This window comes from Pseudomonas arsenicoxydans, assembly GCF_900103875.1.
Lineage (GTDB): Bacteria > Pseudomonadota > Gammaproteobacteria > Pseudomonadales > Pseudomonadaceae > Aquipseudomonas > Aquipseudomonas arsenicoxydans.
Genome location: NZ_LT629705.1, coordinates 3,170,866 through 3,193,614, shown reverse-complemented (window position 1 = coordinate 3,193,614; position 22,749 = coordinate 3,170,866). Strand labels below are relative to the sequence as shown.

The 22,749-nt window shown below is 54.4% G+C and carries 24 protein-coding genes and 2 riboswitches; of the genes, 9 read left to right on the top strand and 15 right to left on the bottom strand.

Annotation, left to right across the window (positions count from 1 at the left end):
• The first annotated feature begins 184 nt into the window (after positions 1-184).
• The 3 genes from BLQ41_RS14920 to BLQ41_RS14910 all read left to right on the top strand — a co-directional run bounded on the left by BLQ41_RS14920 (position 185) and on the right by BLQ41_RS14910 (position 3,554).
• Entirely contained in the window at positions 185-1,672 is a 1,488-nt protein-coding gene (locus tag BLQ41_RS14920) for a SulP family inorganic anion transporter (protein ID WP_090181996.1), read from the top strand.
• Between the two features lie 11 nt (positions 1,673-1,683).
• On the top strand, positions 1,684-2,535 hold the full coding sequence (locus tag BLQ41_RS14915) for a universal stress protein (protein WP_090181994.1): 852 nt from the start codon (positions 1,684-1,686) through the stop codon (positions 2,533-2,535).
• 473 nt (positions 2,536-3,008) lie between these two features.
• Positions 3,009-3,554 (top strand): hypothetical protein, encoded by a 546-nt coding sequence (locus BLQ41_RS14910; RefSeq protein ID WP_090181992.1) that lies wholly within the window; start codon positions 3,009-3,011, stop codon positions 3,552-3,554.
• Positions 3,555-3,611: 57 nt separating this feature from the next.
• Here the strand turns inward: BLQ41_RS14910 and BLQ41_RS14905 are convergent, their stop codons facing one another.
• The 9 genes from BLQ41_RS14905 to crcB form a co-directional block, all read right to left on the bottom strand.
• On the bottom strand, positions 3,612-3,836 hold the full coding sequence (locus tag BLQ41_RS14905; protein ID WP_231997105.1) for a hypothetical protein: 225 nt from the start codon (positions 3,834-3,836) through the stop codon (positions 3,612-3,614).
• A 158-nt stretch (positions 3,837-3,994) separates the two neighbouring features.
• Positions 3,995-4,810: a class II glutamine amidotransferase gene (locus tag BLQ41_RS14900; protein WP_090181991.1), complete on the bottom strand. Its 816-nt coding sequence runs from the start codon at positions 4,808-4,810 to the stop codon at positions 3,995-3,997.
• A 405-nt stretch (positions 4,811-5,215) separates the two neighbouring features.
• Entirely contained in the window at positions 5,216-6,412 is a 1,197-nt protein-coding gene (nhaA, locus tag BLQ41_RS14895) for a Na+/H+ antiporter NhaA (protein ID WP_090181989.1), read from the bottom strand.
• 202 nt (positions 6,413-6,614) lie between these two features.
• The gene (locus BLQ41_RS30880; RefSeq protein WP_231997104.1) at positions 6,615-6,866 is read right to left on the bottom strand and encodes an EamA family transporter; all 252 of its coding nucleotides are present in this window, start codon (positions 6,864-6,866) and stop codon (positions 6,615-6,617) included.
• A 284-nt stretch (positions 6,867-7,150) separates the two neighbouring features.
• A complete protein-coding gene (ppa, locus tag BLQ41_RS14885; RefSeq protein WP_090181988.1) occupies positions 7,151-7,681 on the bottom strand; it encodes an inorganic diphosphatase in 531 nt (176 codons plus the stop codon).
• A gap of 357 nt (positions 7,682-8,038) precedes the next feature.
• Complete coding sequence (gene eno, locus BLQ41_RS14875; protein WP_090181984.1) at positions 8,039-9,322, bottom strand: phosphopyruvate hydratase; 1,284 nt, start codon at positions 9,320-9,322, stop codon at positions 8,039-8,041.
• Complete coding sequence (locus BLQ41_RS14870) at positions 9,319-10,197, bottom strand: chloride channel protein (protein WP_231997103.1); 879 nt, start codon at positions 10,195-10,197, stop codon at positions 9,319-9,321. The genes eno and BLQ41_RS14870 overlap by 4 nt, the downstream gene beginning before the upstream one ends.
• Positions 10,198-10,276: 79 nt before the next feature.
• Positions 10,277-10,349: riboswitch (Fluoride riboswitch) on the bottom strand.
• 96 nt (positions 10,350-10,445) lie between these two features.
• The gene (locus BLQ41_RS14865) at positions 10,446-10,769 is read right to left on the bottom strand and encodes a DUF190 domain-containing protein (protein ID WP_090181982.1); all 324 of its coding nucleotides are present in this window, start codon (positions 10,767-10,769) and stop codon (positions 10,446-10,448) included.
• Positions 10,770-10,779: 10 nt separating this feature from the next.
• The gene (gene crcB / locus BLQ41_RS14860; RefSeq protein WP_090181980.1) at positions 10,780-11,163 is read right to left on the bottom strand and encodes a fluoride efflux transporter CrcB; all 384 of its coding nucleotides are present in this window, start codon (positions 11,161-11,163) and stop codon (positions 10,780-10,782) included.
• A gap of 138 nt (positions 11,164-11,301) precedes the next feature.
• Positions 11,302-11,363, bottom strand: a riboswitch (Fluoride riboswitch).
• A 274-nt stretch (positions 11,364-11,637) separates the two neighbouring features.
• Between crcB and chrA the strand changes: the two genes are divergently transcribed.
• A complete protein-coding gene (chrA, locus tag BLQ41_RS14855; RefSeq protein ID WP_090188559.1) occupies positions 11,638-12,843 on the top strand; it encodes a chromate efflux transporter in 1,206 nt (401 codons plus the stop codon).
• A 31-nt stretch (positions 12,844-12,874) separates the two neighbouring features.
• Here the strand turns inward: chrA and BLQ41_RS14850 are convergent, their stop codons facing one another.
• A complete protein-coding gene (locus BLQ41_RS14850) occupies positions 12,875-13,411 on the bottom strand; it encodes an aspartate carbamoyltransferase (RefSeq protein ID WP_090181978.1) in 537 nt (178 codons plus the stop codon).
• Between the two features lie 71 nt (positions 13,412-13,482).
• Between BLQ41_RS14850 and BLQ41_RS14845 the strand changes: the two genes are divergently transcribed.
• From BLQ41_RS14845 to BLQ41_RS14825, 5 genes are all read left to right on the top strand, one after another.
• Complete coding sequence (locus tag BLQ41_RS14845; protein WP_090181976.1) at positions 13,483-14,115, top strand: Crp/Fnr family transcriptional regulator; 633 nt, start codon at positions 13,483-13,485, stop codon at positions 14,113-14,115.
• 139 nt (positions 14,116-14,254) lie between these two features.
• Entirely contained in the window at positions 14,255-15,334 is a 1,080-nt protein-coding gene (locus tag BLQ41_RS14840) for an ArsO family NAD(P)H-dependent flavin-containing monooxygenase (RefSeq protein ID WP_090181975.1), read from the top strand.
• A gap of 27 nt (positions 15,335-15,361) precedes the next feature.
• Positions 15,362-16,399 (top strand): permease, encoded by a 1,038-nt coding sequence (locus BLQ41_RS14835; protein ID WP_090181974.1) that lies wholly within the window; start codon positions 15,362-15,364, stop codon positions 16,397-16,399.
• A gap of 19 nt (positions 16,400-16,418) precedes the next feature.
• Positions 16,419-16,655, top strand: a complete 237-nt coding sequence (locus BLQ41_RS14830; RefSeq protein ID WP_090181972.1) for a thioredoxin family protein — start codon at positions 16,419-16,421, stop codon at positions 16,653-16,655.
• A 127-nt stretch (positions 16,656-16,782) separates the two neighbouring features.
• Positions 16,783-18,135 carry an ATP-grasp domain-containing protein gene (locus BLQ41_RS14825; RefSeq protein ID WP_231997102.1) on the top strand — a complete coding sequence of 451 codons (1,353 nt, stop codon included), beginning with the start codon at positions 16,783-16,785 and terminating at the stop codon, positions 18,133-18,135.
• Between the two features lie 50 nt (positions 18,136-18,185).
• Here the strand turns inward: BLQ41_RS14825 and BLQ41_RS14820 are convergent, their stop codons facing one another.
• The 5 genes from BLQ41_RS14820 to arsH form a co-directional block, all read right to left on the bottom strand.
• Positions 18,186-19,085 (bottom strand): cation diffusion facilitator family transporter, encoded by a 900-nt coding sequence (locus BLQ41_RS14820; protein ID WP_090181971.1) that lies wholly within the window; start codon positions 19,083-19,085, stop codon positions 18,186-18,188.
• 160 nt (positions 19,086-19,245) lie between these two features.
• Positions 19,246-20,466, bottom strand: coding sequence for an organoarsenical effux MFS transporter ArsJ (arsJ, locus tag BLQ41_RS14815; RefSeq protein WP_090181969.1), 1,221 nt, complete (start codon positions 20,464-20,466; stop codon positions 19,246-19,248).
• Positions 20,467-20,478: 12 nt separating this feature from the next.
• Positions 20,479-21,483 carry an ArsJ-associated glyceraldehyde-3-phosphate dehydrogenase gene (locus BLQ41_RS14810; RefSeq protein WP_090181968.1) on the bottom strand — a complete coding sequence of 335 codons (1,005 nt, stop codon included), beginning with the start codon at positions 21,481-21,483 and terminating at the stop codon, positions 20,479-20,481.
• Between the two features lie 23 nt (positions 21,484-21,506).
• A complete protein-coding gene (locus tag BLQ41_RS14805; RefSeq protein ID WP_090181966.1) occupies positions 21,507-22,019 on the bottom strand; it encodes a cyclin-dependent kinase inhibitor 3 family protein in 513 nt (170 codons plus the stop codon).
• A 12-nt stretch (positions 22,020-22,031) separates the two neighbouring features.
• Positions 22,032-22,748, bottom strand: a complete 717-nt coding sequence (gene arsH / locus BLQ41_RS14800) for an arsenical resistance protein ArsH (protein WP_090181965.1) — start codon at positions 22,746-22,748, stop codon at positions 22,032-22,034.
• Between the last annotated feature and the right edge of the window lies 1 nt (position 22,749).

Below are 22,749 nucleotides of genomic sequence, written 5' to 3'. Positions count from 1 at the left end.
CCGCCTTAGCGCTACGCCCCCTCGCAACACCTCGCACCCGCCTGTTTCGCTCGCGGTGCGTACTGCTGTATGCCCGGTTCTTACACCCAAAGCACACAGCAAATTTATCCTCACAATTTGAATTCGTATCGACGCGCTCGCCATTAGCCTGGAGTGCGTGTGATGCATTGCCTTGGATATTCTGATGCTGCAATCACTTAAACAAACGTGGTTATCCAACGTCCGTGGAGACGTGCTCGCGGGTCTCGTAGTCGCTCTGGCGCTGATCCCGGAAGCTATCGCCTTTTCCATCATTGCTGGTGTAGACCCTAAGGTCGGTCTTTACGCCTCCTTCTGTATCTGCGCCGTTATCGCCTTCGTCGGCGGTCGCCCTGGCATGATCTCGGCGGCTACCGGTGCCATGGCACTGCTCATGGTCACTCTGGTTAAAGAGCACGGGCTACAGTATCTGCTGGCAGCCACCCTACTCTGTGGGGTGCTCCAGATTCTTGCCGGTTACTTGAAGCTGGGGTCGCTGATGCGATTTGTTTCACGCTCAGTGGTCACCGGCTTCGTAAACGCATTGGCGATTCTGATCTTCATGGCGCAACTGCCTGAACTCACCAATGTCACGTGGCATGTCTACGCCATGACCGCAGCGGGTCTCGGGATCATCTACCTGTTCCCGTATGTACCGAAGATCGGCAAGCTGATTCCCTCACCGCTGGTTTGCATCCTCACGCTGACTGCTATCGCGATTTATCTGGCGTTGGATATCCGCACCGTGGGAGACATGGGTCAGCTACCGGACACACTGCCGATTTTTCTGTGGCCTGAAGTCCCGCTGAACTTTGAAACCCTTCGCATCATCTTCCCGTACTCAGCAGCGCTGGCAGTTGTAGGCCTGCTGGAGTCCATGATGACAGCGACCATCGTCGACGATCTGACAGATACCACCAGTAACAAAAACCGCGAGTGCAAGGGCCAAGGCGTTGCCAACATCGCAGCGGGGATGCTCGGTGGTATGGCCGGCTGCGCCATGATTGGCCAGTCGATCATCAACGTGAAGTCTGGCGGTCGTACTCGCCTTTCAACTTTATGCGCAGGAATCTTCTTGCTGCTGATGGTCGTGTTCCTGGGCGAATGGCTCTCCAAGATCCCGATGGCGGCATTGGTTGCCGTGATGATCATGGTGTCCATTGGCACTTTCAGCTGGGACTCCCTGCGTAATCTAAAAGAGCACCCGTTGTCGACCAATCTCGTCATGGTCGCGACCGTCGTGGTCGTCGTGGCAACGCATAACCTGGCCTACGGTGTATTGGTAGGGGTGCTGCTGGCTTCGCTGTTCTTTGCGAACAAAATCGGCCACTACCTCGACATCCAGTCCAGCCTGGATGCCAAGGATTCACACCGGACGTACACCGTGGTGGGTCAGGTATTTTTCAATTCGGCTGAAAAATTCACCAATGTTTTCGACTTCAAAGAAGCAGTCAAGAAAGTCACCATCGACCTGACCCGAGCGCACTTCTGGGATATCACTGCCGTAGCGGCGCTGGATAAAGTGGTGATCAAGTTCCGCCGTGAAGGCGCTGAAGCTGTGGTGCTGGGTCTGAACGAAGCCAGCACCACCATCGTTGACCGCTTTGGCGTGCATGACAAACCTGACGCCATCGACAAGCTCATGAGCCACTAAGGAGATCGACAATGACCCGCGTAATGGCATGCATTGATAACTCACAATCCTCACTAGCGGTCTGCGACTACGCAGCATGGGCTTCGCATCAGTTAGATGCGCCACTGACCTTGCTGCATGTATTGGATGAAGAGAAATACCCTGCAGCAGCTGACCTGAGTGGAAACATTGGCCTCGGCAGTCGAGAACACCTGCTGGAGGAACTGGCTACGTTGGATGCCCAGCGTGCCAGGCTCGCTCTGGAGCAGGGTCAGCACATGCTTGAAAAAGCCAGGGAGCGAACTGTCATCTCCGGTGCTGGTTTTCCTGAGTTGAAGCAGCGCCACGGCCACTTGGTAGAAAGTCTGAGCGACCTTCAGGAGGATATTCGGCTATTGGTGATCGGAAGAGTGGGAGAAGACAGCGCACGCAGTACGCGTACCCTTGGTAGCCAGATAGAAGCTGTCGTGCGAACAATTCACCGGCCCATCTTGATCACAGCCAATAGCTATAAAAAGCCCGAAAAAGTGATGCTCGCATTTGACGGCAGCCCTACGGCCTACAAAACCATTCAGATACTTGCCGCCAGCCAGCTTTGCGAAGGCCTGCCCATTCATCTCGTTATGGTAGGAGCAGACTCGGAAGATAATCGTGATGCTCTGGCGAAGGCTGTAGGCATGTTCCTCTCTGCCGGCTTTGAAGTACAGGCCCAGATCCGGCAAGGAGAAGTGGAGGCGGCTTTGCACGTTTATCAAGCGGAGCACGGAATTGATCTGCTGGTCATGGGTGCCTTCGGGCACTCACGCATCAGACAATTTCTGGTAGGCAGCACAACTACGACGATGCTTCGAACGGCCACCATGCCTGTGTTGTTACTTCGCTGAGGCAAGCCTCTAAACCACAGTATTTCCAGGCTTCGAGAAATACTGTGGTCACTCCAAGTAGGGGTATCTGGCTCGCGCGGTTCCGGCGCAAGACAGGGACATCAACTGGACGCGCCCAGCTCGAATACCTGCGGCCCCTGAATGGAGCATGAAGCGTGAGCTGCTGAGTCCTAGCTATAGTCGTTATGCCGAGATAAAGGAAAATCAGGACATCTGCGTCGCAAGCAGTTGTTCCATTGAGGTTTAAGTACATCTCACCTCAATTTTTCGTTCATGGATGTCCTACTCGGACAATCCGCGCACGCCAATCACGTCCTCTCTAGCCCGTCGTTCACCGGCAGGCTGTAGGGTAAATTGAAGTTGGAATTTGAGGGTGATGCCAGCGGCGGTCAGTGCGCTTTGCAAGGACAGAGTCGCAGTGCAAGCGAGTCGTGCGAATCGAAACTGCCAATGCATGATAATCGAGTAGTGCCATGAAAAAAAAACATCACCATGAGCATCACCTTCAACTCCGGGTAAGCGAACTTGCACAGTTGTTTAACTCGATGGATCCAACACCTTTTCTTAACAAGGATCTTGATCGCGAAGCTGAAGCGTTCATCGAGACCTGGGCAGCAGCGTTTCCGTCGGACAGCCTGCTTCGTATCACAATCCACCTTGAGCACCTGCCAGAAGAAGGCGATCCAAGTGCGATCATGGTCGAGGCAATCCACAACTACTTTGATCATAAAGCAGGTCTCGTGCGCAGTGAGTTGAAACGCCTCCTTCGAGAGGGCCGCATTAGCCTGTTGATCGGCATCGGCTTTGTTACCCTTTGCCTGATCGCAGTCGATGTCATCGGCCAACTTAGTGCTAGCGCCGTAGTCGGCATAGCGCGCGAAAGTCTGATGATCGTTGGCTGGGTGGCAATGTGGCGACCGCTGCAGATTTTTCTATATGACTGGTGGCCGCTTTTAAGATCGATTCGCGTCTACAAAGCTATAAGCCATGCACATGTTCGAGTAGTGCAGGGCAAATAATGCCTACCACAAGCCGCAATAGGTGTGGGCCCTATGGGGCGTTCTCAATTGAGCCAATTAGGCGGTATAGGCACTGGCGTCTGCAAGCGCTGGAGAGACTCCCAGCCGAGCGAGCCCATGGCCACCAGCAAAATTACGGCATTGATAAAGCTGGCGAGGATCGAGCCGCGCCGCCAGCCGTCGGTAGTAGCCGGGTAGCTGCCAGTGCAGCCAGGCCAGAATCAGCCAACCGACATCACTGAGGTTATGCCTGGCATCCGCTAGCAAGGCCAGGGAATTCACTTGCCAACCATAGACCCCCTCGACCAATACAAACCCCAGGTTCAGGCAAATGCTAATGGCAAAGGCGGGGCGAATAGCTTGGGGCTGTGTGCATGCTGCGCGTGATCGAGGGAAATCTGCGGCTGTACCTCGGCGTTTGATCTGCGCTTGCTGACGTTTTACAAATCGTTCTTGCCCTTGCCGAGCAATAACGTCTCGACGACTGCACCGTCGTGCAGCGCGATCACTTCGCCTTCCGCCATTGGCCGCCAGTCGTCTTCGCTGAGCGGCACGCTTGCGATGAAGCTCACCCGCTGTTCGCCGCTTGCCTCATCCTGCAACAAGGTATGGGGGACAGGGCAATGCCAGTGGTACAGGGCTGGCGCCTCTACCTTGCCGCTCAGCGCGTTGAAACGTCGATCAGCGTGAGCGAATAGCGCATCACCATCGCTATAAAGAAAATTGGCCGGGCCAAGCCGACGCAAATCAGCAGCAAAACGGCCAATCAAGAACAGGCGCTCATGCAGGGAGGGCAGTTCCGGGTACTGCATCTCCATCAGTTGCAGGCGTGCCAGCAACGCACAAAAAGCCTGTTCGGAATCGCTTTCCCCTATGGCCTGATAACAGCCACCGTCGAACTCGGCGGATAGACCGAGGCCACGCAGATTTCCATTATGGGCAAATATACGCATACGCCCCCTGAGTTCACGGGCAAATGGCCCCGTATTGGCCAAGTTGACCGCCCCCTGAGTAGCATGCCTCAGATGCGCAACGATTAACTTGGTGCTGGGCCCTTGGTTCTGTAAGAGTTTTACCAACTCGCTGTCACTGGCGGCAGTAGGCTCCCTGAACAGGGCAACATCGCGTCCCCGGTAAAACCCCACACCCCAGCCATCACGATTGTGACTTTCGCCACCGGCATGCGCTGCCAGAGCGGCGAGCGAGTGCGTCAGTTGCGTAGGCAACAGGCTGCTCATGGCCAGCAATTCACACATCGGTTGCAACTCGCGTCACTTGCATGCAGGCCTCACCTTCAATGAGTCGTTTCATGATAGCCCCAGATACCAGTTCGACGACTAGAAGGGTAGACAACTGCAAGCGATTTCACACAGTCTGGGTTGGTTTTGGCCGGTCGTGCCCATTAGGAGGTCTGTTCAAATCCGATGCAAAACACTGGTCAGTGTCGAATGCAAATGGGTGGTCAAATTCATGCGATTACGCACCCAGAGCAGCCATATTTCGCTTTCCACTCACTAACACGAAGCATGCTTCTCTTTTCAGGCTTCACAGTCCAAGCTGAAGTCCGACAAGGTTAAGTGGAGATGACTAGAACACGCCATTGATCTACTGGTCATCGGTGCCGCCCCTGCAAGAAACTCTGTGGTCATCCCAAACGAGCTTTATCTGGCTAGAGCGGCAGTGGCAGGGACACTGCTGCGGCGCAAAATCAGGACACCGCCAATTGCAGCCAGAATCGATCCGATCAATACACCGACTTTGACTTCATCAATCAAAAGAGCTGATCCGGCGAACGCCAGATTGCCAATGAATAGACTCATGGTGAAGCCAATGCCGCACAACAGTGCTACGCCGTAGAGCTGTATCCAGGTACTCCCTTCCGGCAGCTTGGCCAAGCCCATGCGAATGGCCAGAGCAGCCAATAGGAAAATACCGACCTGCTTGCCCACCAACAGACCCAGAGCTACGCCCAGCGGAACCGGATCGACCAGGTTCTCCATCGAAATACCAGCCAATGAAACACCCGCGTTGGCGAAGCCAAAAATTGGCACCACAGCGAACGCCACCCATAAGTGCAGTTTCTCTTCGAGAAAGAGCAGTGGAGATCGGGCTTCTTCCTCGGGCCTGCCCATGGGAATGCACAGTGCCACAGCGACACCCGCCAGCGTGGCGTGTACGCCCGATTGCAGTACGAAGAACCACAACACGCCCCCGACCAGGAGATACGGGAACAACCGTCTTACGCCCAGTCGATTCATTGCGATCAGAATAACCAGGGTCGCAAGCGAGGCCAGCAACATCGGCATGGAAAGGCCAGTGGTGTAGAAAAAGGCGATGATGACCACAGCACCCAGGTCGTCAATGATCGCCAAGGCGGCGAGGAATACCTTCAGCGAAGTCGGGACTCGCTTACCCAGCAGCGATAGGACGCCCAAAGCGAATGCGATATCGGTTGCGGCTGGGATAGCCCACCCTTTCAGGGTCTCAGAATTACCCCAATTGATTGCAATGTAGATCAGCGCAGGAACAACCATGCCGCCCAAAGCACCAAACCCCGGCAAGGCGCGCTGGCCCCAAGTGGAAAGCCCACCGGCCAGCACCTCTCGTTTGATTTCGAGGCCGACCATCAGGAAGAAGATCGCCATCAGGCCATCATTGACCCAATGCTCGACAGACATCCCCAACCAGACACTGTGCAAGGCTGCAAAATAACCTTGCGAGAGAGGCGCATTGGCGACAATTAGGGCCGCGAGTGCTGCGCCCATCAGTACAAGACCGCCAGCGGATTCCGACGATAAGAAGCGAGCCAGAATCGCGGCTGCTCTAGGGGTTTCTGCGGGAGTTCTACTGTGAGTCATCAGTGTCCTTGTGCTTTGATCTAAAGCAATTATTTTAACATCCGAGGTTTATCAATATGGCTGGGCAAATAGCCTGTAACAGTTATTGTCCCAGGCTAAGATCAGCCTCAACCATGTCCCACTATGGCTCTGGCACGAGCCGTACGAAGTTTTACTCACGAGGTTCATCCGTCCCCTTCGAGCTGATCGACGTTCAACCGTGTCATGGCTTTTTGGCTATGACCAGCAGCCCTGCCACGATCAGGCCTGCACCGGCGATCATGCGTAACGTGATGACCTCTCGAAGCACCAGACCGGCGAGCAGCATGGCAACGACCACGCTGCCTTTATCGATCAGTGCCACCGTGGCGACATCCCCTACCTTCAGTGCCTTGTAGTAGAAGATCCACGACAAGGCAGTGGTAACGCCAGACAGTCCTAGCCAATACAGATTTCGGCTTGTGATGTTGGCCACTTCCTGTGTCGGAACAGCTCAGGCCGCGAATACGAGTACAAAGGCACACACGAACAGGGTGGGAGCTGTTAGACCAAGCTCAGCTGTAATGCCTGCGAGTCTCATCTTGGCGATCACAGAAGTGAACCCGGCAAAAAAACATTGAGATGAAGGCATAAGCCACCCATTTTTCCATGCGTGTGTTTCCCTGAACATTTGATGTTCCAAGCGACTGAGAGGCCAATCACAAATCACTAGCCCCTCAGTACCTAATCCCGGCTGACGCAGTCAATCTGGCCGAAGAGCTATTTGGGGATATACGCCGCTACCGACTTACGAATCTCTTCCCGCGCCTCTTCCGCGCTCCCCCAACGCCCCATCTTCACCCACTTACCCGGCTCCAGTGCCTTGTAGTTTTCGAAGAAGTGCTGGATCTGTGCGAGGAGTAACGCAGGGAGGTCTGAGCACTCCTTTACGTCGCTGTACATCGAGTTGAGTTTTTCATGAGGCACTGCGATCACCTTGGCATCCGCTCCGGCTTCGTCGGTCATGTACATCACACCAACTGGGCGACTACGAATGACAACGCCTGGCGATACCGGATAAGGGCAAATCACCAGAACGTCCAAGGGGTCGCCATCATCGCTCAACGTATTTGGAATGAACCCGTAGTTGGCCGGGTAGAACATCGGTGTGCTGAGGAAGCGGTCGACGAAGATCTGCCCACTTGGCTTATCCACCTCGTACTTGATCGGCGAGTGGTTTGCAGGAATCTCGATAACGGTAAAAAAGTCATCGGGAATCGCGTTACCAGCTGGAATGTCCGTGTAGCTCATGCTCATATCTCCAAGCTTCTATGAAAGGCTAAGGCCGCTGACGTTTTTGCCTACGGATAAACGTGATTCGATTATTTACGCTGACCAAACCAACAGATTTACCGGCTATAAGACGAATGACTTTCTGATCGCATCCAAGTCAGTCCAAGGTTGCGAAAATTGCGAGCTGACCTCCCCACAGCCAGAGCCGTGGGCGAACGGTTGATTACTCAATGTCTCGGGCTGCTGCGCCGCGCACTTTCTACAAATGACAATGCCGCTCTGGATTCTCCATTTCCTGTTCCAGTCGACTAGCTTCTCGGACGGGGTCATTACGTCTCTCTCGTTTCAATCTGGTTGACAGCAAATCGGTGGCTATCACCGCATAAACGCATCATGTCCTGCATAAATGGCACGGCTTCCCAGATGCTCTTCTATTCGCAGAAACTGATTGTATTTCTCGACCCGCTCCCCCCGGCATGGAGCTCCTGTCTTGAGATGGCCAGTCCCCATGGCGACAGTCAGGTCAGCGATGAAGCTGTCAACCGTATCCCCGCTACGATGAGAAACCATCGCTCCCCAATTTGCCCCGTAGGCCATTTCGATGGCGGCTTTGGTCTCAGTCAGGGTTCCGATTTGATTGGGTTTGATCAGTACGGCATTGGCGACGTTTTCTGCGATTCCTCGCTGAATCCGTTCGACGTTGGTGACAAATAGGTCATCTCCAACCAACTCTATACGGTCACCCAGCGCAGCATTCAATTGCTTCCAGCCCGACCAATCATCTTCCGCGAGTCCATCTTCCAGTACCGCAATTGGGTACTTATCGACCCATGAGGAATAGAGGCTAATCAGCTCTTCGGCATCGACTTTGCGACCTTCCGAGCGTAGATGGTAAAGACCGTTTTCATAAAAACCGCTGGATGCTGGATCGATAGCGATCTCGATCTGAGATCCAGGGGTGTAACCAGCCCTTTCAATTGCCTGAATGATCAGCTCAATGGCGTCTGAGTTTTTCTTGAGTGCCGGCGCAAAGCCGCCCTCATCTCCGACCGCTGTTGAATAGCCGGCGTCCTTAAGCACCTTTTTCAGCTCGTGGTACACCTCAGCGCCCCATCGCAAGGCTTCCTTGAAACTGCCAGCCCCTGTAGGTGCAATCATGAATTCCTGAAAGTCAGGGCCTTGCCAGTTGGCATGAACACCGCCATTGAGAATATTGAACATCGGAACGGGCATTCTTGCTGCCTGGTCACCGCCGAGGTATTGGAACAACGGCACGTTCATGGCAGAAGCCGCTGCCCTTGCAACGGCGAGGCTGACGCCCAAGATAGCGTTTCCTCCAAGCCTGGATTTATCAGATGTTCCATCCAACTTAATCATCAGATGATCTACCTGTTCCTGATCAGTTGCATCCTGGTCTCTCAGAGACTCAAGTATCTCGGTATTCACATTGCTAACGGCCTTCAACACTCCTTTGCCGGAATACCGCTGTGTATCTTCGTCACGCAACTCAACTGCTTCGTGAACGCCTGTAGACGCACCGGATGGAACCGATGCCCGGCCCCGAGCTCCGGACTCCAAGGTGACGTCGACTTCAACGGTAGGGTTACCGCGTGAATCGAGAATTTCACGTGCGTGAATAGCCTGGATTTGCGTTTTCATTGATCTTCTCCAAGGAGCGATTCGGGAACGTCATTAACCATGTGAATACTACCGAGCGCCCACACCGCGACTGCGATCAGAAGGCCGCCAGCGAAGGGTCGTAATGGCGAATAGGAGATAAGTCGTTTAACGAAAGCTCCGAGCTTATGGGTGGCCGTCGCAAATAGCAGGCCCGTAAGGCCAAAGACAATCCCAGCTGCCACCAAAGCCATGACGCTCCACAGCTGCACCGGAACCACTTCGCCAATGACGTAATGCGTATGAACCACTCCCCAGGCTTGCCCAACCTGGTCAGCAACGATTGCCGCAACCACGCAAGGGAAAAGCGCGTCGTAACGCATACGTCCGATGGCCAGCACTTCAAGTCCGAACAAAGCTCCAGCGAGGGGGGTGCCAAAGGCGGACGCAAAACCAGCGCTGATGCCGGCCATGAGAATCACTCGACGATCTTCGCGACGTAGCCGGAAGACATGCGTCAGTTGATCGGCAAGAGCGCCGCCCATTTGCACCGCCGCACCCTCACGTCCCACAGATGCACCGAAGAGGTGGGAAACCACGGTTCCGATCAGCACCATCGGCACCATGCGCAAAGGCACGATCTTCTTAGGATCGTGGATCTCATTGATGATCAGGTTGTTTCCGGCATCAACGGGTTTGCCTATCAAGTGATACGCAAGTCCCACGGCAAAGCCAGCCACTGGCAGGAGCCAGATCACCCAGGGATGGGTTTCTCGCCACTGGGTGGCGTGATCCAAAGAAAGGAGGAATAACGCAGAGGCAGAGCCTGCCAAAAGAGCTACAAGACCTGCAAGCGCAAGCCATTTCGCTATATAGGGCAGTAAGTCGAGTTGTTCCGGTCGTCGAAATTTAGACATTTGGCCAGCCACGAAAAGTAAGTGGGCCTGACCAAAAAAGGATTTTGAGCGCGATCGCCTACAGACCTGGTTTGATCAGGTTTCTGTAGGCATCATCAGCTGCTACGGGCACAGCGGTTGGTTAATGGAGGAATGCCATCTCCAGTCGGTCGATCTTAGCTAGCCGTGGCCAAAATGTAAAATCGTGTTACAGGATCAGCGCCCATTGCAAGGATGCCTGAAGCTTTAGCTTATGAAAGGAGACCGAACTAGGTGGTTTTTTTGCCGACGACGCCCATCTCAATTGGTGTCTTTATGTAAAACACCGAGATTTCCTCAAGCTCCAATCGCTTGAACAACCTTTCGGACTCGTCCTCGGTGATAGCCATGCGAATCTCGGTAGGCTGATCCGCCAGCTCAAAAAAGTGCGAGGAGTGCAGCCGACCAGTGTGCCCAAAACCCTCAATGCCCGTAGACAGGGTCGCACCACGCAACCCCATGTCCTTCGCCAAATCAACAATCCAGTCGCCAAGCATCTTTCCCTGATAACGACGGTTCTGTTGGGTAAAGAAAATCACTAGAAAACCTTTCATTTTCATCTCCTCAGCGCGTGCCGATCATTTGATAGGACAGAAGCCCGGCAGCCGTCATCACTAGCGAACCCACAACGTGTAATGAAACTGAGCCGAGCGCCCAGAGCAGTCTGCCTTCCTGAATCAGGGCAACTGTTTCTGCCGAAAATGTAGAAAAGGTGGTAAGTCCGCCACAGAAACCCGTGATGATCAGTAGACGCCACTCAGGACTCAGAGTGGGGGATGCGGCCAAAAACGCGATAGCTAAGCCGATGATGTAGCCCCCAATCATGTTCGCAACCACAGTGCCAGGGGGGATTGTTGGGAACAGGGCGTTTAGCTTCATGCCCAAGAGCCAGCGCAACCAGGCACCAAGTGACGCGCCAACAGCGATAACTACAAGTGATTTCAGCATGGTGGGCTCACCCCGTCAGACCTAGACCAAACAGGTAGCAGGTAAGCACAACAAGGAAGTGGCGACTGGGGTAGTAGGATCATAATCCTGTCCTAGATTGGGGACAGGAAGCGGATACACCTACGCACCCTGTCGAGGGTTCACGTAGGCATCATCAGCACAAAGGCGGTTAAAGGAGGAATGCCATCTCCTTTTTTCATCCTATAGCACTGACTGTAAGACTTTCAAGGTACAACGAGTTCGTATGGACTGGCTTATTGAGTTTTGACACCGCAATCGAGCGCTATGATGGCGCCCAGATTCGAGGTGTATCTCAACCGAGCCCTAGTCTACGCGGCGCAAATCGCGAGGGAATACCATGACATGACGATTCGCGACCTTTTTTCCGCCCTCGGCTTTCGTAGACGCAGATCCGTTTGCAGTCTTCTTTTCCTCATCGTCATAAATGTCTAATTAAATGCGGAACGCATGTGCATGAACATAAACAGCAAGGGTGACCGTCGACCGTTTTTTATATTCCTCATCTTTTTGCGCCTGGGACTGACTTCATTTGGCGGCCCCATCGCACACTTGGGGTATTTCCGCGATGAGTTCGTCACGCGCCGGCAATGGCTCACTGAGCGTAGCTATGCTGACTTGGTTGCGCTTTGCCAGTTCTTGCCGGGCCCCGCGAGTAGTCAGGTTGGTATGGCGCTGGGACTCTCTCGTTCGGGCTACTCTGGGGCGCTGGCCGCCTGGGCGGGTTTCACGTTGCCCTCGGCCATCCTTCTGATCCTGTTTGCGTTAGGTATTTCCAACTATGGCGATATCATCGCGCCTGGCGTACTGCACGGCCTGAAAGTCGTGGCCGTTGCGGTGGTCGCTCAAGCCGTATGGGGAATGGCACGGAATCTATGCCCAGATGCGTTGCGTATCACGATCATGGCGATTACGACGTGTGTGGTGCTGTTGGTTCCGTCTGCATGGGGGCAGATCGGCTCAATTGCTATAGCTGCTTTTGCCGGCTTGCTTTTATTCAAACCAGCTCGCGCCGCCGAACATGATCCACTGCCCATAAAGGTCGGTTACCGAGCAGGTTTGTTCTGGTTATCACTGTTTTTCGCTTTGCTGGTCGGCTTACCGATAATGAGCCAGATGCTACTCAATCAGACGCTCTCCATGGTAGATGCATTTTATCGCGCCGGGTCTCTGGTATTTGGTGGAGGTCATGTGGTGTTGCCATTGTTGCAGGCAGAAGTAGTGCCCTCAGGCTGGGTCAGCAATGAAACCTTTCTTGCCGGGTATGGTGCGACACAGGCTGTTCCTGGGCCGCTTTTGACGTTCTCTGCATTTCTTGGTGCTTCGATGAGCGCCGAGCCCTCTGGCTGGGTCGGCGGGTTGATTTGTTTGCTAGCCATTTTTCTGCCGTCGTTTCTGTTGATCGTTGGTACCTTACCGTTTTGGGAGCAGCTGCGACGCAGCGTACACATCCAAGCTGCGTTGCTTGGGATCAATGCGTCGGTGGTTGGTTTGCTTCTGGCAGCGCTTTATCAGCCTGTATGGACGAGCGCGATCCTTAAGCCACAGGACTTCGGTTTGGCATTGGTGTGCCTAATCGGTCTGATGTTTTGGAAGCAACCGCCATGGTTAGTGGTGATCGGTGGTGGTGCAGCCGGATGGTTGCTGAGTGTCGTGCTTTGACAGTCTTTGAAATTCCGTAGGGCTTTCTCGTCTACTTGGAATGCCCTTCCATAGCATCCTTACCATGGTCGGAGAGTTGGGCGTCAAACCACTTGTGCAAGGCCGTCACCAAGCTGGCATCCGACGTGTTGTAGATCAGCTCTGCGCCGCCCTCAACATCCTGGTAAACGATAGAGATTTGTCCTGGTTTGGCGGTTTTTAGATCGGCGAGACCTGGCATGTCGTCGCCATGGATGCGGGAAGGGCCTGAGAAGTCGCCATTCAGAAACTGCTTGCGGATCTCTTGCAGGTGCTCGCGAACTAACTTCACTTGGTCGGCGTCAGTGGATTTCTTGACCACAACCTGCTGCATCCCGCCTTCGGCGTTTTTCGTAAAAATGTGGGTCGTTGCTGCTAGGCTAAATGGCATTACCTCTTCGCCGCGTTGGGATACTTCTGCTTCGCGCTGCGCGTCGGCTATCGTCGTCATATGAGCGGCTTGGTTCATTTTAGAGTGATCCATAGTTTGGGCAAAAGCGCTTCCGGCGAAAGCAACGATGACGCCCAAAGTAATAGCGATTTTGCGCATGATTTTTCTCCGAATTGACGTTAAATCGATCCTATGATGTGACGACCGTCCATGGGTATGATCCGAATCATATGAAGAAAGTAAATGACGCATTGGACTGGCCGGCTTTGATCGCCGCCCAACCATCAGTTGCTCTCATCCCAGAGACACTGCGTGTGTCGGCCAAGCAGGTGGATACCGATACTCGCGAGACGCTTTTTCTGATTGGAGATCCGATTCGTCATGTTTATCTTGTGATCTCTGGCGATGCACGCCTGGTTCGACTAGGCCGCAATGGCCTCGAAGTGGTCTTGCAACGCTCATGCGGAGGCTTCATTGCGGAGGCCAGTCTCGACAGCCGCGCTTACCACTGTGACGCTATAGCTACCGAGTCCACCACTTTGCTGCTGTTTCCAGTCGTAGCGTTTCGCGCGGCCTTGGAAGATGTGCCTGCATTTCGCAAAGCCTGGCAGTCAGAACTAACCAAGGAAATCCAAAAGCTACGCGCTCAATGCGAAAGGCTGTGCCTGCATAGCGCGACTGACCGTATCACCCATTACATTGAAACCGAAGGTTCCGACGGCGTCGTGACGCTCAGTCAGTCGCGCAAGTCTTGGGCAAAAGATCTGGGCTTGACTCACGAAGCTCTATATAGGGCGTTGAGACGCATGCAGAACGAAGGTCGTCTTAAAGTCGAAGGCAATCATTTGACTATCAAACCTTGACCTGCGAAGACCAATTGAGGACATGGAGAGCGAGGCAATAGACGGTGATAGTCATCCCCTCTTAATCTGAGCTAGATCAGTTGAAGTCATAACTGAATCGCTACAATGACCCTCTTGCATCGATCCAGGGTTCATTCCGATGACTCATTCGCTCAGTGGCCAGCTAGACGTAGTCATTATCGGTGGGGGCCAGTCAGCCTTGGCGGTAGCGTATTTCCTACGCCGAACTCAACTTTCATTCGTTATCCTCGATGCGGAGGAAGAACCCGGTGGTGCCTGGCGACACGGCTGGAATTCGCTACGTCTATTCTCCCCGGCGACTTGGAGTTCGATCCCTGGCTGGATGATGCCCCCCACGCAAGAGGGTTACCCTTCGCGCAACCATGTGATCGGTTATCTCAACCAGTACGAGCAGCGCTATCAATTTCCTGTCGAGCGCCCGGTTCGGGTCACTTCTGTGGAGCATATGGCGTCTGGTTTACGGGTTCGTTCTGACGACAGGCATTGGGATGCCAGGGTTGTGGTCAGCGCTACAGGCACCTGGAGCAATCCCTACATCCCTCACTACTCAGGTGCCGATTTATTCGCCGGTCGGCAGTTGCACTCCGCGCACTATGTCGACGCCCAACCGTTCGAGGGCAAGAAGGTGTTGGTGGTGGGTGGCGGTAATTCAGGGGCACAGATTTTGGCCGAGGTTTCCAAGGTCGCCGAGACCACCTGGGTGACCCCCGTCGAACCATTGTTTTTACCGGACGAAGTGGATGGGCGGGTACTGTTCGAGCGCGCAACCGAGCGCTGGAAAGCCCAACTGGAGGGGCGCGTCATTGAGCAGCCTGTTGGTGGACTGGGTGACATTGTCATGGTGCCGCCAGTTGTCGAAGCCCGTGAGCGCGACGCCCTCAAGTCTGTACGCCCTTTTGAACGTTTCACTCGCAACGGCTTGATTTGGCTCGACAGTTCCGAATCTGCGGTGGATGTGGTGATTTGGTGCACCGGATTCAGACCAGCCCTACAGCATCTGGATACGCTAGGGGTGATCAATACCGAGGGCCGCGTTGAAGTCGAAGGTACCCACTCGACCCAAGAACCAAGGCTATGGCTGGTAGGCTATGGCGAGTGGACAGGTGCAGCTTCTGCCACCTTGATCGGCGTAACACGCACAGCACGCAGCACAGTCAATGAGATCGCAGCCTTTCTCGCCGAGCAGTCCGTTGCCTAGTGCGTCTACACCTTAGGAGTAGTGGACATGAACGAAATGATTATGCGTTGGCCTGAGCGCAATCCCCGCCTCTTCTTAGCAGTAGCCGCACTGGTTTGGTTTGGTTTGTATGAGGCCCTGATTCCCATTTCGGAGGCTATCGTCGCAACGATTCCGGTTAATCGGGATAGCCATCTTGGAGGCGCCTTACAGTTTTTTTTCTATGACACACCCAAAGTGCTGATGCTTTTGACCGGCATCGTGTTCTTGATGGGCATGCTCAACTCCCACTTCACGCCTGAGCGCACCCGCGCACTGTTGGCGGGGCGAAGCGAGGGGATGGCCAATGTCATGGCGGCGTCACTCGGTGTGTTTACTCCATTTTGCTCCTGCTCAGCCGTTCCTCTATTCATAGGCTTTGTTCAAGCGGGAGTGCCACTAGGGGTGACGTTCTCTTTCCTCATTTCTGCGCCCATGGTGAATGAGGTAGCGCTGACACTACTGCTTGGCCTGTTCGGCTGGAAAGTTGCCTTGCTGTACCTCAGCTTGGGGTTGTTTATTGCGATTGTTGCTGGCTGGGTCATTGGGCGCCTGAAAATGGAGGCCTATTTGGAAGACTGGGTTCGTAATATGCCCAAGATCCAGGCAACCGCTGGAGACACGAGTATGCCGCTGTATGAGCGGATAAATGCCGGGTTCAGCAGCGTGCGTGAAATCGTCGGAAAAGTATGGCCATACATTCTTGCCGGTATTGCCATTGGCGCAGGCATTCACGGGTATGTGCCTGAGGATTTCATGGCCAGTTTCATGGGTAAAGAAGCATGGTGGTCAGTTCCGCTCGCGGTTCTTATAGGCATCCCCATGTATACCAATGCGGCAGGCATTATTCCCATTGTGCAGGCACTGCTCGCAAAGGGCGCGGCACTGGGCACTGTGCTGGCCTTCATGATGAGTGTCATCGCTCTATCCCTTCCTGAGATGGTGATCTTGCGCAAGGTGCTGAAAGTTCGCCTGATAGCCACCTTTATTGGGGTCGTAGCCGTCGGCATTCTGATCGTTGGTTACGTCTTCAACTTCACTTTGTAATCCACCTACCGAGGTTTTTATGAAAGACATCAAGGTTCTGGGCTCCGGTTGTGCAAAATGTAAATCGACAGTAGCCATCATCGAACAGGTGGCGAGTGCGAAAGGCGTCCCCGTAAAACTGGAAAAAATCGAAGACATGCAACAGATCGTCAGCTACGGGGTAATGTCCACGCCCAGTGTCGTGATTGATGGAAAGGTTGTTCACTCAGGGGGCATCCCGACCCGTGACAAGGTCGAACAGTGGCTCAGTGCTTGAGGTAGGAGGCTTCTGGACGTCCAGACACACTCGGTGTTGAGAGGCCCAACTGTACCCGCCTCAAACCATCACAGATTCGGGCTAGGGACTCGGCCCGACAAGTCTCAGAGCCCTAGGGGAGACAGCGATGCCTAAGTTGGTTATGCCCTTGTCCAACAATGACGCAGCGTTTCTTTCGACGGCAGCCGCTGCAGCGGCTCTGGCAGGAGTGCCTATCGAAACCCTCAACAGTCAGTGCTTTTGCATCAGCCTGGATAAAGACGCCCTGCGCGAGACCCTGGAGTCGACACTCGGTCAGCCTGGTCTGTTTGAGCTTGTGCAGCAACGCTGCCCTCACCTATTCGCAGCCCATCCGGTTTTTATCGCTCCTGCCCACTTGGATCGAATGGCGCAGGTCGTGCGCGCGGTCGAATCAGTCGTTGCACTCCCGGCTTACCGAGAGGAAGTGCTAGCTCACTCTCCTGCTATCGCACGACATGACCCAAGTGGAGTCAAGGGAGTCTTCTTTGGGTATGACTTTCATGTCACTGAGAACAATTTCGGCCTGATCGAGATCAACACCAATGCTGGTGGGGCAATGCTCAATGCCGTGTTGTCACGAGCGCAGCACGCCTGCTGCCCGGCGATAGAACAGCTGCTACCACCATCGACAAAGGCCGAAGCGTTTGAGAGCAGGATCATTGCAATGTTTCGTCAGGAGTGGTCACAGTACGGCCTGGATAAACCGTTGCGCAGTATTGCCATTGTCGATGAGGCCCCCGAACAGCAGTACCTGTACCCAGAGTTCCTATTGTTCCAACAGCTTTTCCAGCGTCATGGACTAGAAGCGGTGATAATCGATCCCTCTGAGCTCAGCCTGAGGGATGGTCTGCTTTGGCATAACCGGTTGGCTATTGACATGGTCTACAACCGTTTGACCGACTTTTCCCTTAAGGCCGTTGGCAACGCCACGCTACGCCAGGCCTACCTTGAACGTGCAACGCTACTCACACCACACCCGCAAGCCCACGCGTTGTACGCAGACAAGCGCAATCTGGCCTTACTCTGCGATGCCCAGCGATTGAAAGCATGGGGGGTGCCACAAGCTACCCAGGATCTATTACTGACCAGCATTCCATATACCGAAATAGTGACGGCAGAAAATGCCGAACGCCTGTGGCAGGAGCGCCGGGGGCTGTTCTTCAAACCTTGCGCCGGATTTGGCAGCCGGGCTGCCTACCGTGGTGACAAGCTCACCCAACGGGTCTGGCAGGAGATTCTTGCCGGTGAGTATGTGGCCCAAGCCTTGATCCTGCCTGGCCAAAGAACCCTATCAGCCGAAACTACAGCCTCAGTGCTGAAATTCGACGTTCGTAACTACGCCTATGCTGGCGAGGTTCTGTCGGTGGCCGCACGGTTATACCAAGGCCAGACGACCAATTTCCGTACATTGGGTGGCGGTTTCGCACCCGTGTATCCAGGCCCAAAAACGGCAGGTTGACGATTAGACAGATCATTCATTCAGGTAGAACGTAAATAACACCACAGCTTCTATAGCCCGTTACAACCTGACGAACAGCCTAGATCGCGTTCCAGTTGCAGAGTGCAATGAGTGATCTCGAAGTGCTCACGTAATTCTTCAGCTACATCCTGCAAGAACTGATCGCTTTCCGGCAATGACGCCATAACCAAATGTGCAGTCAGCGCAACCTCCGTCGTGCTCATAGCCCACACATGCAAATCGTGGATATCGATGATGCCTGGCTGACTCAGGAGATATTGACGTATCGAAGGTAAATTGACCTGATCGGGAACACCGTCAAACAGCAAATGTAGGGATTTACGAAACAATGACCAAGTAGTAACGACGATAATAACGGCAATCACCAAACTAATTGCCGGGTCAATCCAGTACCAACCTTTCCATTGATACATCGCCCCTGCCAGCAATACGCCTACCGATACCAGAGCATCGGCTGACATATGAAGGAAAGCTCCGCGCAAATTTAGATCGTTTCGGCTTCCAGAAATGAACAGCCAAGCGGTAATGGTATTGACCAAAATACCGATACCAGCAACGAACATCACTGTTACGCCAGCTATCGCCACCGGAGCCTGAAGACGTTGAAACGCCTCCCATCCAAGCGATCCCATCGCAATCAGCAAAACAAACGCATTGATAAAGCTAGCGAGAATCGAGCCCCGTCGCCAACCAAAGGTATGCCGATCATTTGGCTGTAAGCGTGTAGCGGCCAACGCCGCCCAAGCCAGAATCAATCCTCCCACATCGCTAAGGTTATGGCCCGCATCCGCCAAGAGAGCCAGTGAGTCAATTTTCCAGCCATAGAAGGCTTCGATTAACACAAAACCGGAATTCAGCGCTATACCAAGACAGAAAGCCTTGTCGTATCTCTTGGGTACGTCAGCATGACCATCATGCGAATGAGTCATTCTATGAACCTTCCGGCTAGGGTATGAGCAATGCCATATGCCTTAGAAAATTGTTGTGCCTACAATCTCTCCAGCGGAAATGGCGACTGACCCTCCCTCAGTTAACTACTCGTAATTTGCAGGTCGAATTTTTACATAGCGATTTTTTCCGAATACTTCTTCATATCACCTCAACATGCCTGGGTAAGGCGATAGAAATCAGGGCAGCCAGCAACACGAAGGCCGAAGAAACCCACAAGCAGGCCTCCAGTCCGTAACCCTGATAAATCCAGCCGGACAGCACGGTGCCGAGCAGTCGGCCCAGGGCGTTGGACATGTAGTAGAAGCCCACGTCCAGCGACACCCCGTCCTCTTTGGCATACGAGACAATGAGATAGCTGTGAAGAGAAGAGTTCACCGCGAATAGTGCGCCGAATACCATCAATCCACCCAGCAACACAACGTGAGGCGACCAACCCGCCGAGAGACCGAGGGCTATTGCGGCAGGCAGACCCGCCAGCAATGCTGCCCAAACGAAGGCAGCCCGCCCATCCGGGACATGGCCATGCTTCTTTCCAGTGATGTTCGGGGCCAACGACTGGACGATGCCGTAGCCGATGACCCAGGCCGCCAAGAAGCCGCCAACCAACCAGAAGTCCCAGCCGAACACCGTGCTCAGATAGACTGGCAACGCCACCACGAACCAAACATCGCGGGCACCAAAGAGGAACATTCGCGCCGCCGAGAGGATATTGATCGCCCGGCTCTTGGAAAGGATCTCGCGAAATTTCGGTTTGGCCTTGGCTTTACCCAGATCCTTCTTCAACAGGAACAGGCTGGCTATCCATATCAGTGCCAGAGCCGTGGCCATCGCCAGCACCGCACTCTTGAAGCCCATCAGCGCGAGCAAAGCACCACCGAGGAAGAAGCCCACGCCTTTGAGCGCGTTCTTCGAACCGGTGAGAATTGCCACCCATTTGTAAAGGGTGCCTTGCTGGTTGTCGGGCACCAGCAGCTTGATAGAGCTCTTCGCGCTCATCTTGTTGAGGTCTTTGGCAATACCCGACAGCGCCTGGGCTCCCATCACCCAAGGGATGGTCAGCCAGGCGGCGGGCACAGTCAGCATCAACAAGGCTGCCACCTGTAAACCCAAACCAATGTTCATGGTGCGATTCAGGCCTAGACGGGCACCCAGGTAACCGCCGACTAGATTGGTAATGACACCGAAGATTTCGTAGAACAGAAACAGGAACGCAATCTGCAACGGGCTGTAGCCCAACGCATGGAAGTGCAACACCACCAACATGCGTAGCGCACCGTCGGTGAGGGTAAAGGCCCAGTAATTGCCGGTCACCAACAGGTACTGGCGCACTTGCGGGGAAAGGGCTGACAACGCGTTCATGATCTCTCCCTGTTAATCGGCCAAACCGACGAGTTTGGCCAACTCAACAGCGCGGTTCGCGTAACCCCATTCGTTGTCGTACCAAGCGTAGATCTTCACTTGAGTGCCATTGATCACCATCGTCGACAGCGCATCGATGATCGATGAGCGCGGGTCAGTGCGGTAGTCGATGGACACCAGTGGGCGTACTTCATAGCCGAGGATATTTTTCAGCGGGCCTTCTGCTGCTGCTTTGAGCAACGCATTAACTTCATCCACCGAGGTGGCGCGCTCCACTTCGAACACACAGTCTGTGAGCGAGGCGTTGGCCAGCGGTACGCGCACCGCGTGACCATTCAGACGGCCACGCAGTTCGGGGAAAATTTCCGCAATGGCGGTGGCCGAACCGGTACTGGTCGGGATGAGACTCATGCCTGAAGCGCGGGCGCGGCGCAGATCCTTGTGCGGCTGATCGAGGATGCTCTGGGTGTTGGTCAGGTCATGGATGGTGGTGATCGAGCCGTGACGAATGCCCAGGTTCTCGTGGATCACTTTGACCACTGGTGCCAGACAGTTGGTGGTGCAGGAGGCCGCCGTGACAATACGGTGCTGCGCCGGGTCGAACAGGTGCTGGTTAACACCCATCACCACGTTCAAGGCGCCTTGCTCCTTGACCGGTGCACAGACCACCACACGCTTAACGCCCTGATCCAGGTAGGCCTGCAACACCGCCACAGTCTTCATCTTGCCGCTGGCTTCGATCACCAGATCGCAACCCGACCAGTCGGTTTCGGCAATCGTTTTGTTTGCGGTGACCTTGATGCGCTTACCGCCAATCACTACATGATCGCCTTCGGCGCTTGCTTCGTTGTTCCAACGACCATGCACGGAGTCGAAGTTGATCAGATGCGCATGGGTTGCTGCATCGCCTGCAGGATCGTTGATCTGCACGAATTCGAACTCTGGCCAGCTCCAGGCTGCTCGCAGCGCGAGGCGACCGATCCGACCGAAACCATTGATGCCAACTTTGATAGTCATGTTGTTTTGCTCTGTCTCTGTTGTCAGTGGGCGTTCGACTGATTGTCGAACTGGCCGATGTATTCGATATGGGCAGGATGCTGAATGGCGCGTGGACGCAACGACTGAACATCGCGGATGGCATCGCTGAATGGAACACCGCTTTCGATCAACAGTTGAGCGGCGACCAAGCCGGTGCGGCCCGAACCGCCCTTGCAATGAATGGCGATGGTTTTCCCTTCGTTCAGCAGTTGCTTAAGTCGTGGATGGTGCTGTTCCCATGCGTTTTTGAATGCTTCGCCAGGCGCTTGATCATCGTCCACTGGCAGGTGAAACCATTCGATGCCGAGCATTTGGCACTCTTGCGGCAGCATGTCGATTTCGTTCTGAAGCAACTCCTCTGCCGGCATCAGCGTCAGCAACGCCGCTGCTCCTGCATCCTTGAGGGTTTGCAACGCCTCGAAAGGTCGTGTGCCCTTCGTGCCTGGGCACGGGGTGAAGATCAATTGGCCATTGAACTGTGCCAGGGGCAGTACGGAATAAGGGTGTTGTTGCACGGTGAATAATCCTCAGATGGAGCGCTGATTGACACGTTTCATGAGTTCTTCCGCCGACTCTTTTCGCTCGGAATAACGATCCACCAGATAGTCCTGCCGTTCACGCAGCAGCAATGTGAACTTCACCAGCTCTTCCATTACGTCCACGACACGGTCGTAGAATGCGGAGGGTTTCATCCGCCCGGCTTCATCGAACTCCAGGTAGGCCTTCGGCACCGAAGACTGGTTGGGAATGGTGAACATACGCATCCAACGACCCAGCACACGCAGCTGGTTAACCACGTTGAAGGATTGCGAGCCACCACAGACCTGCATCACCGCCAGCGTCTTACCCTGGGTTGGGCGCACAGCGCCCATGGTCAACGGAATCCAGTCGATCTGCGCCTTGAACACCGCGCTCATTGAGCCGTGGCGCTCGGGGGAGCACCAGACCTGACCTTCTGACCAGAGCACCAGTTCACGGAGCTCTTGCACTTTGGGATGGCTGTCCGGCACGTCATCCGGCAACGGCAGCTCAGATGGGTTGAAGATGCGTGTTTCTGCGCCCAAGTGCTGCAACAAACGCGCAGCTTCCTCGGTCAGCAGGCGGCTGAACGAACGCTCGCGGGTCGAGCCGTAGAGCAGCAGGATGCGCGGCTTGTGCGTGGCCGACAGGGTACTGCCGAGCTTATCAAGGGTCGGCAGATCGACCAGTTCGGCATCGAGGTTGGGGATCATTTCTTTAGTCATA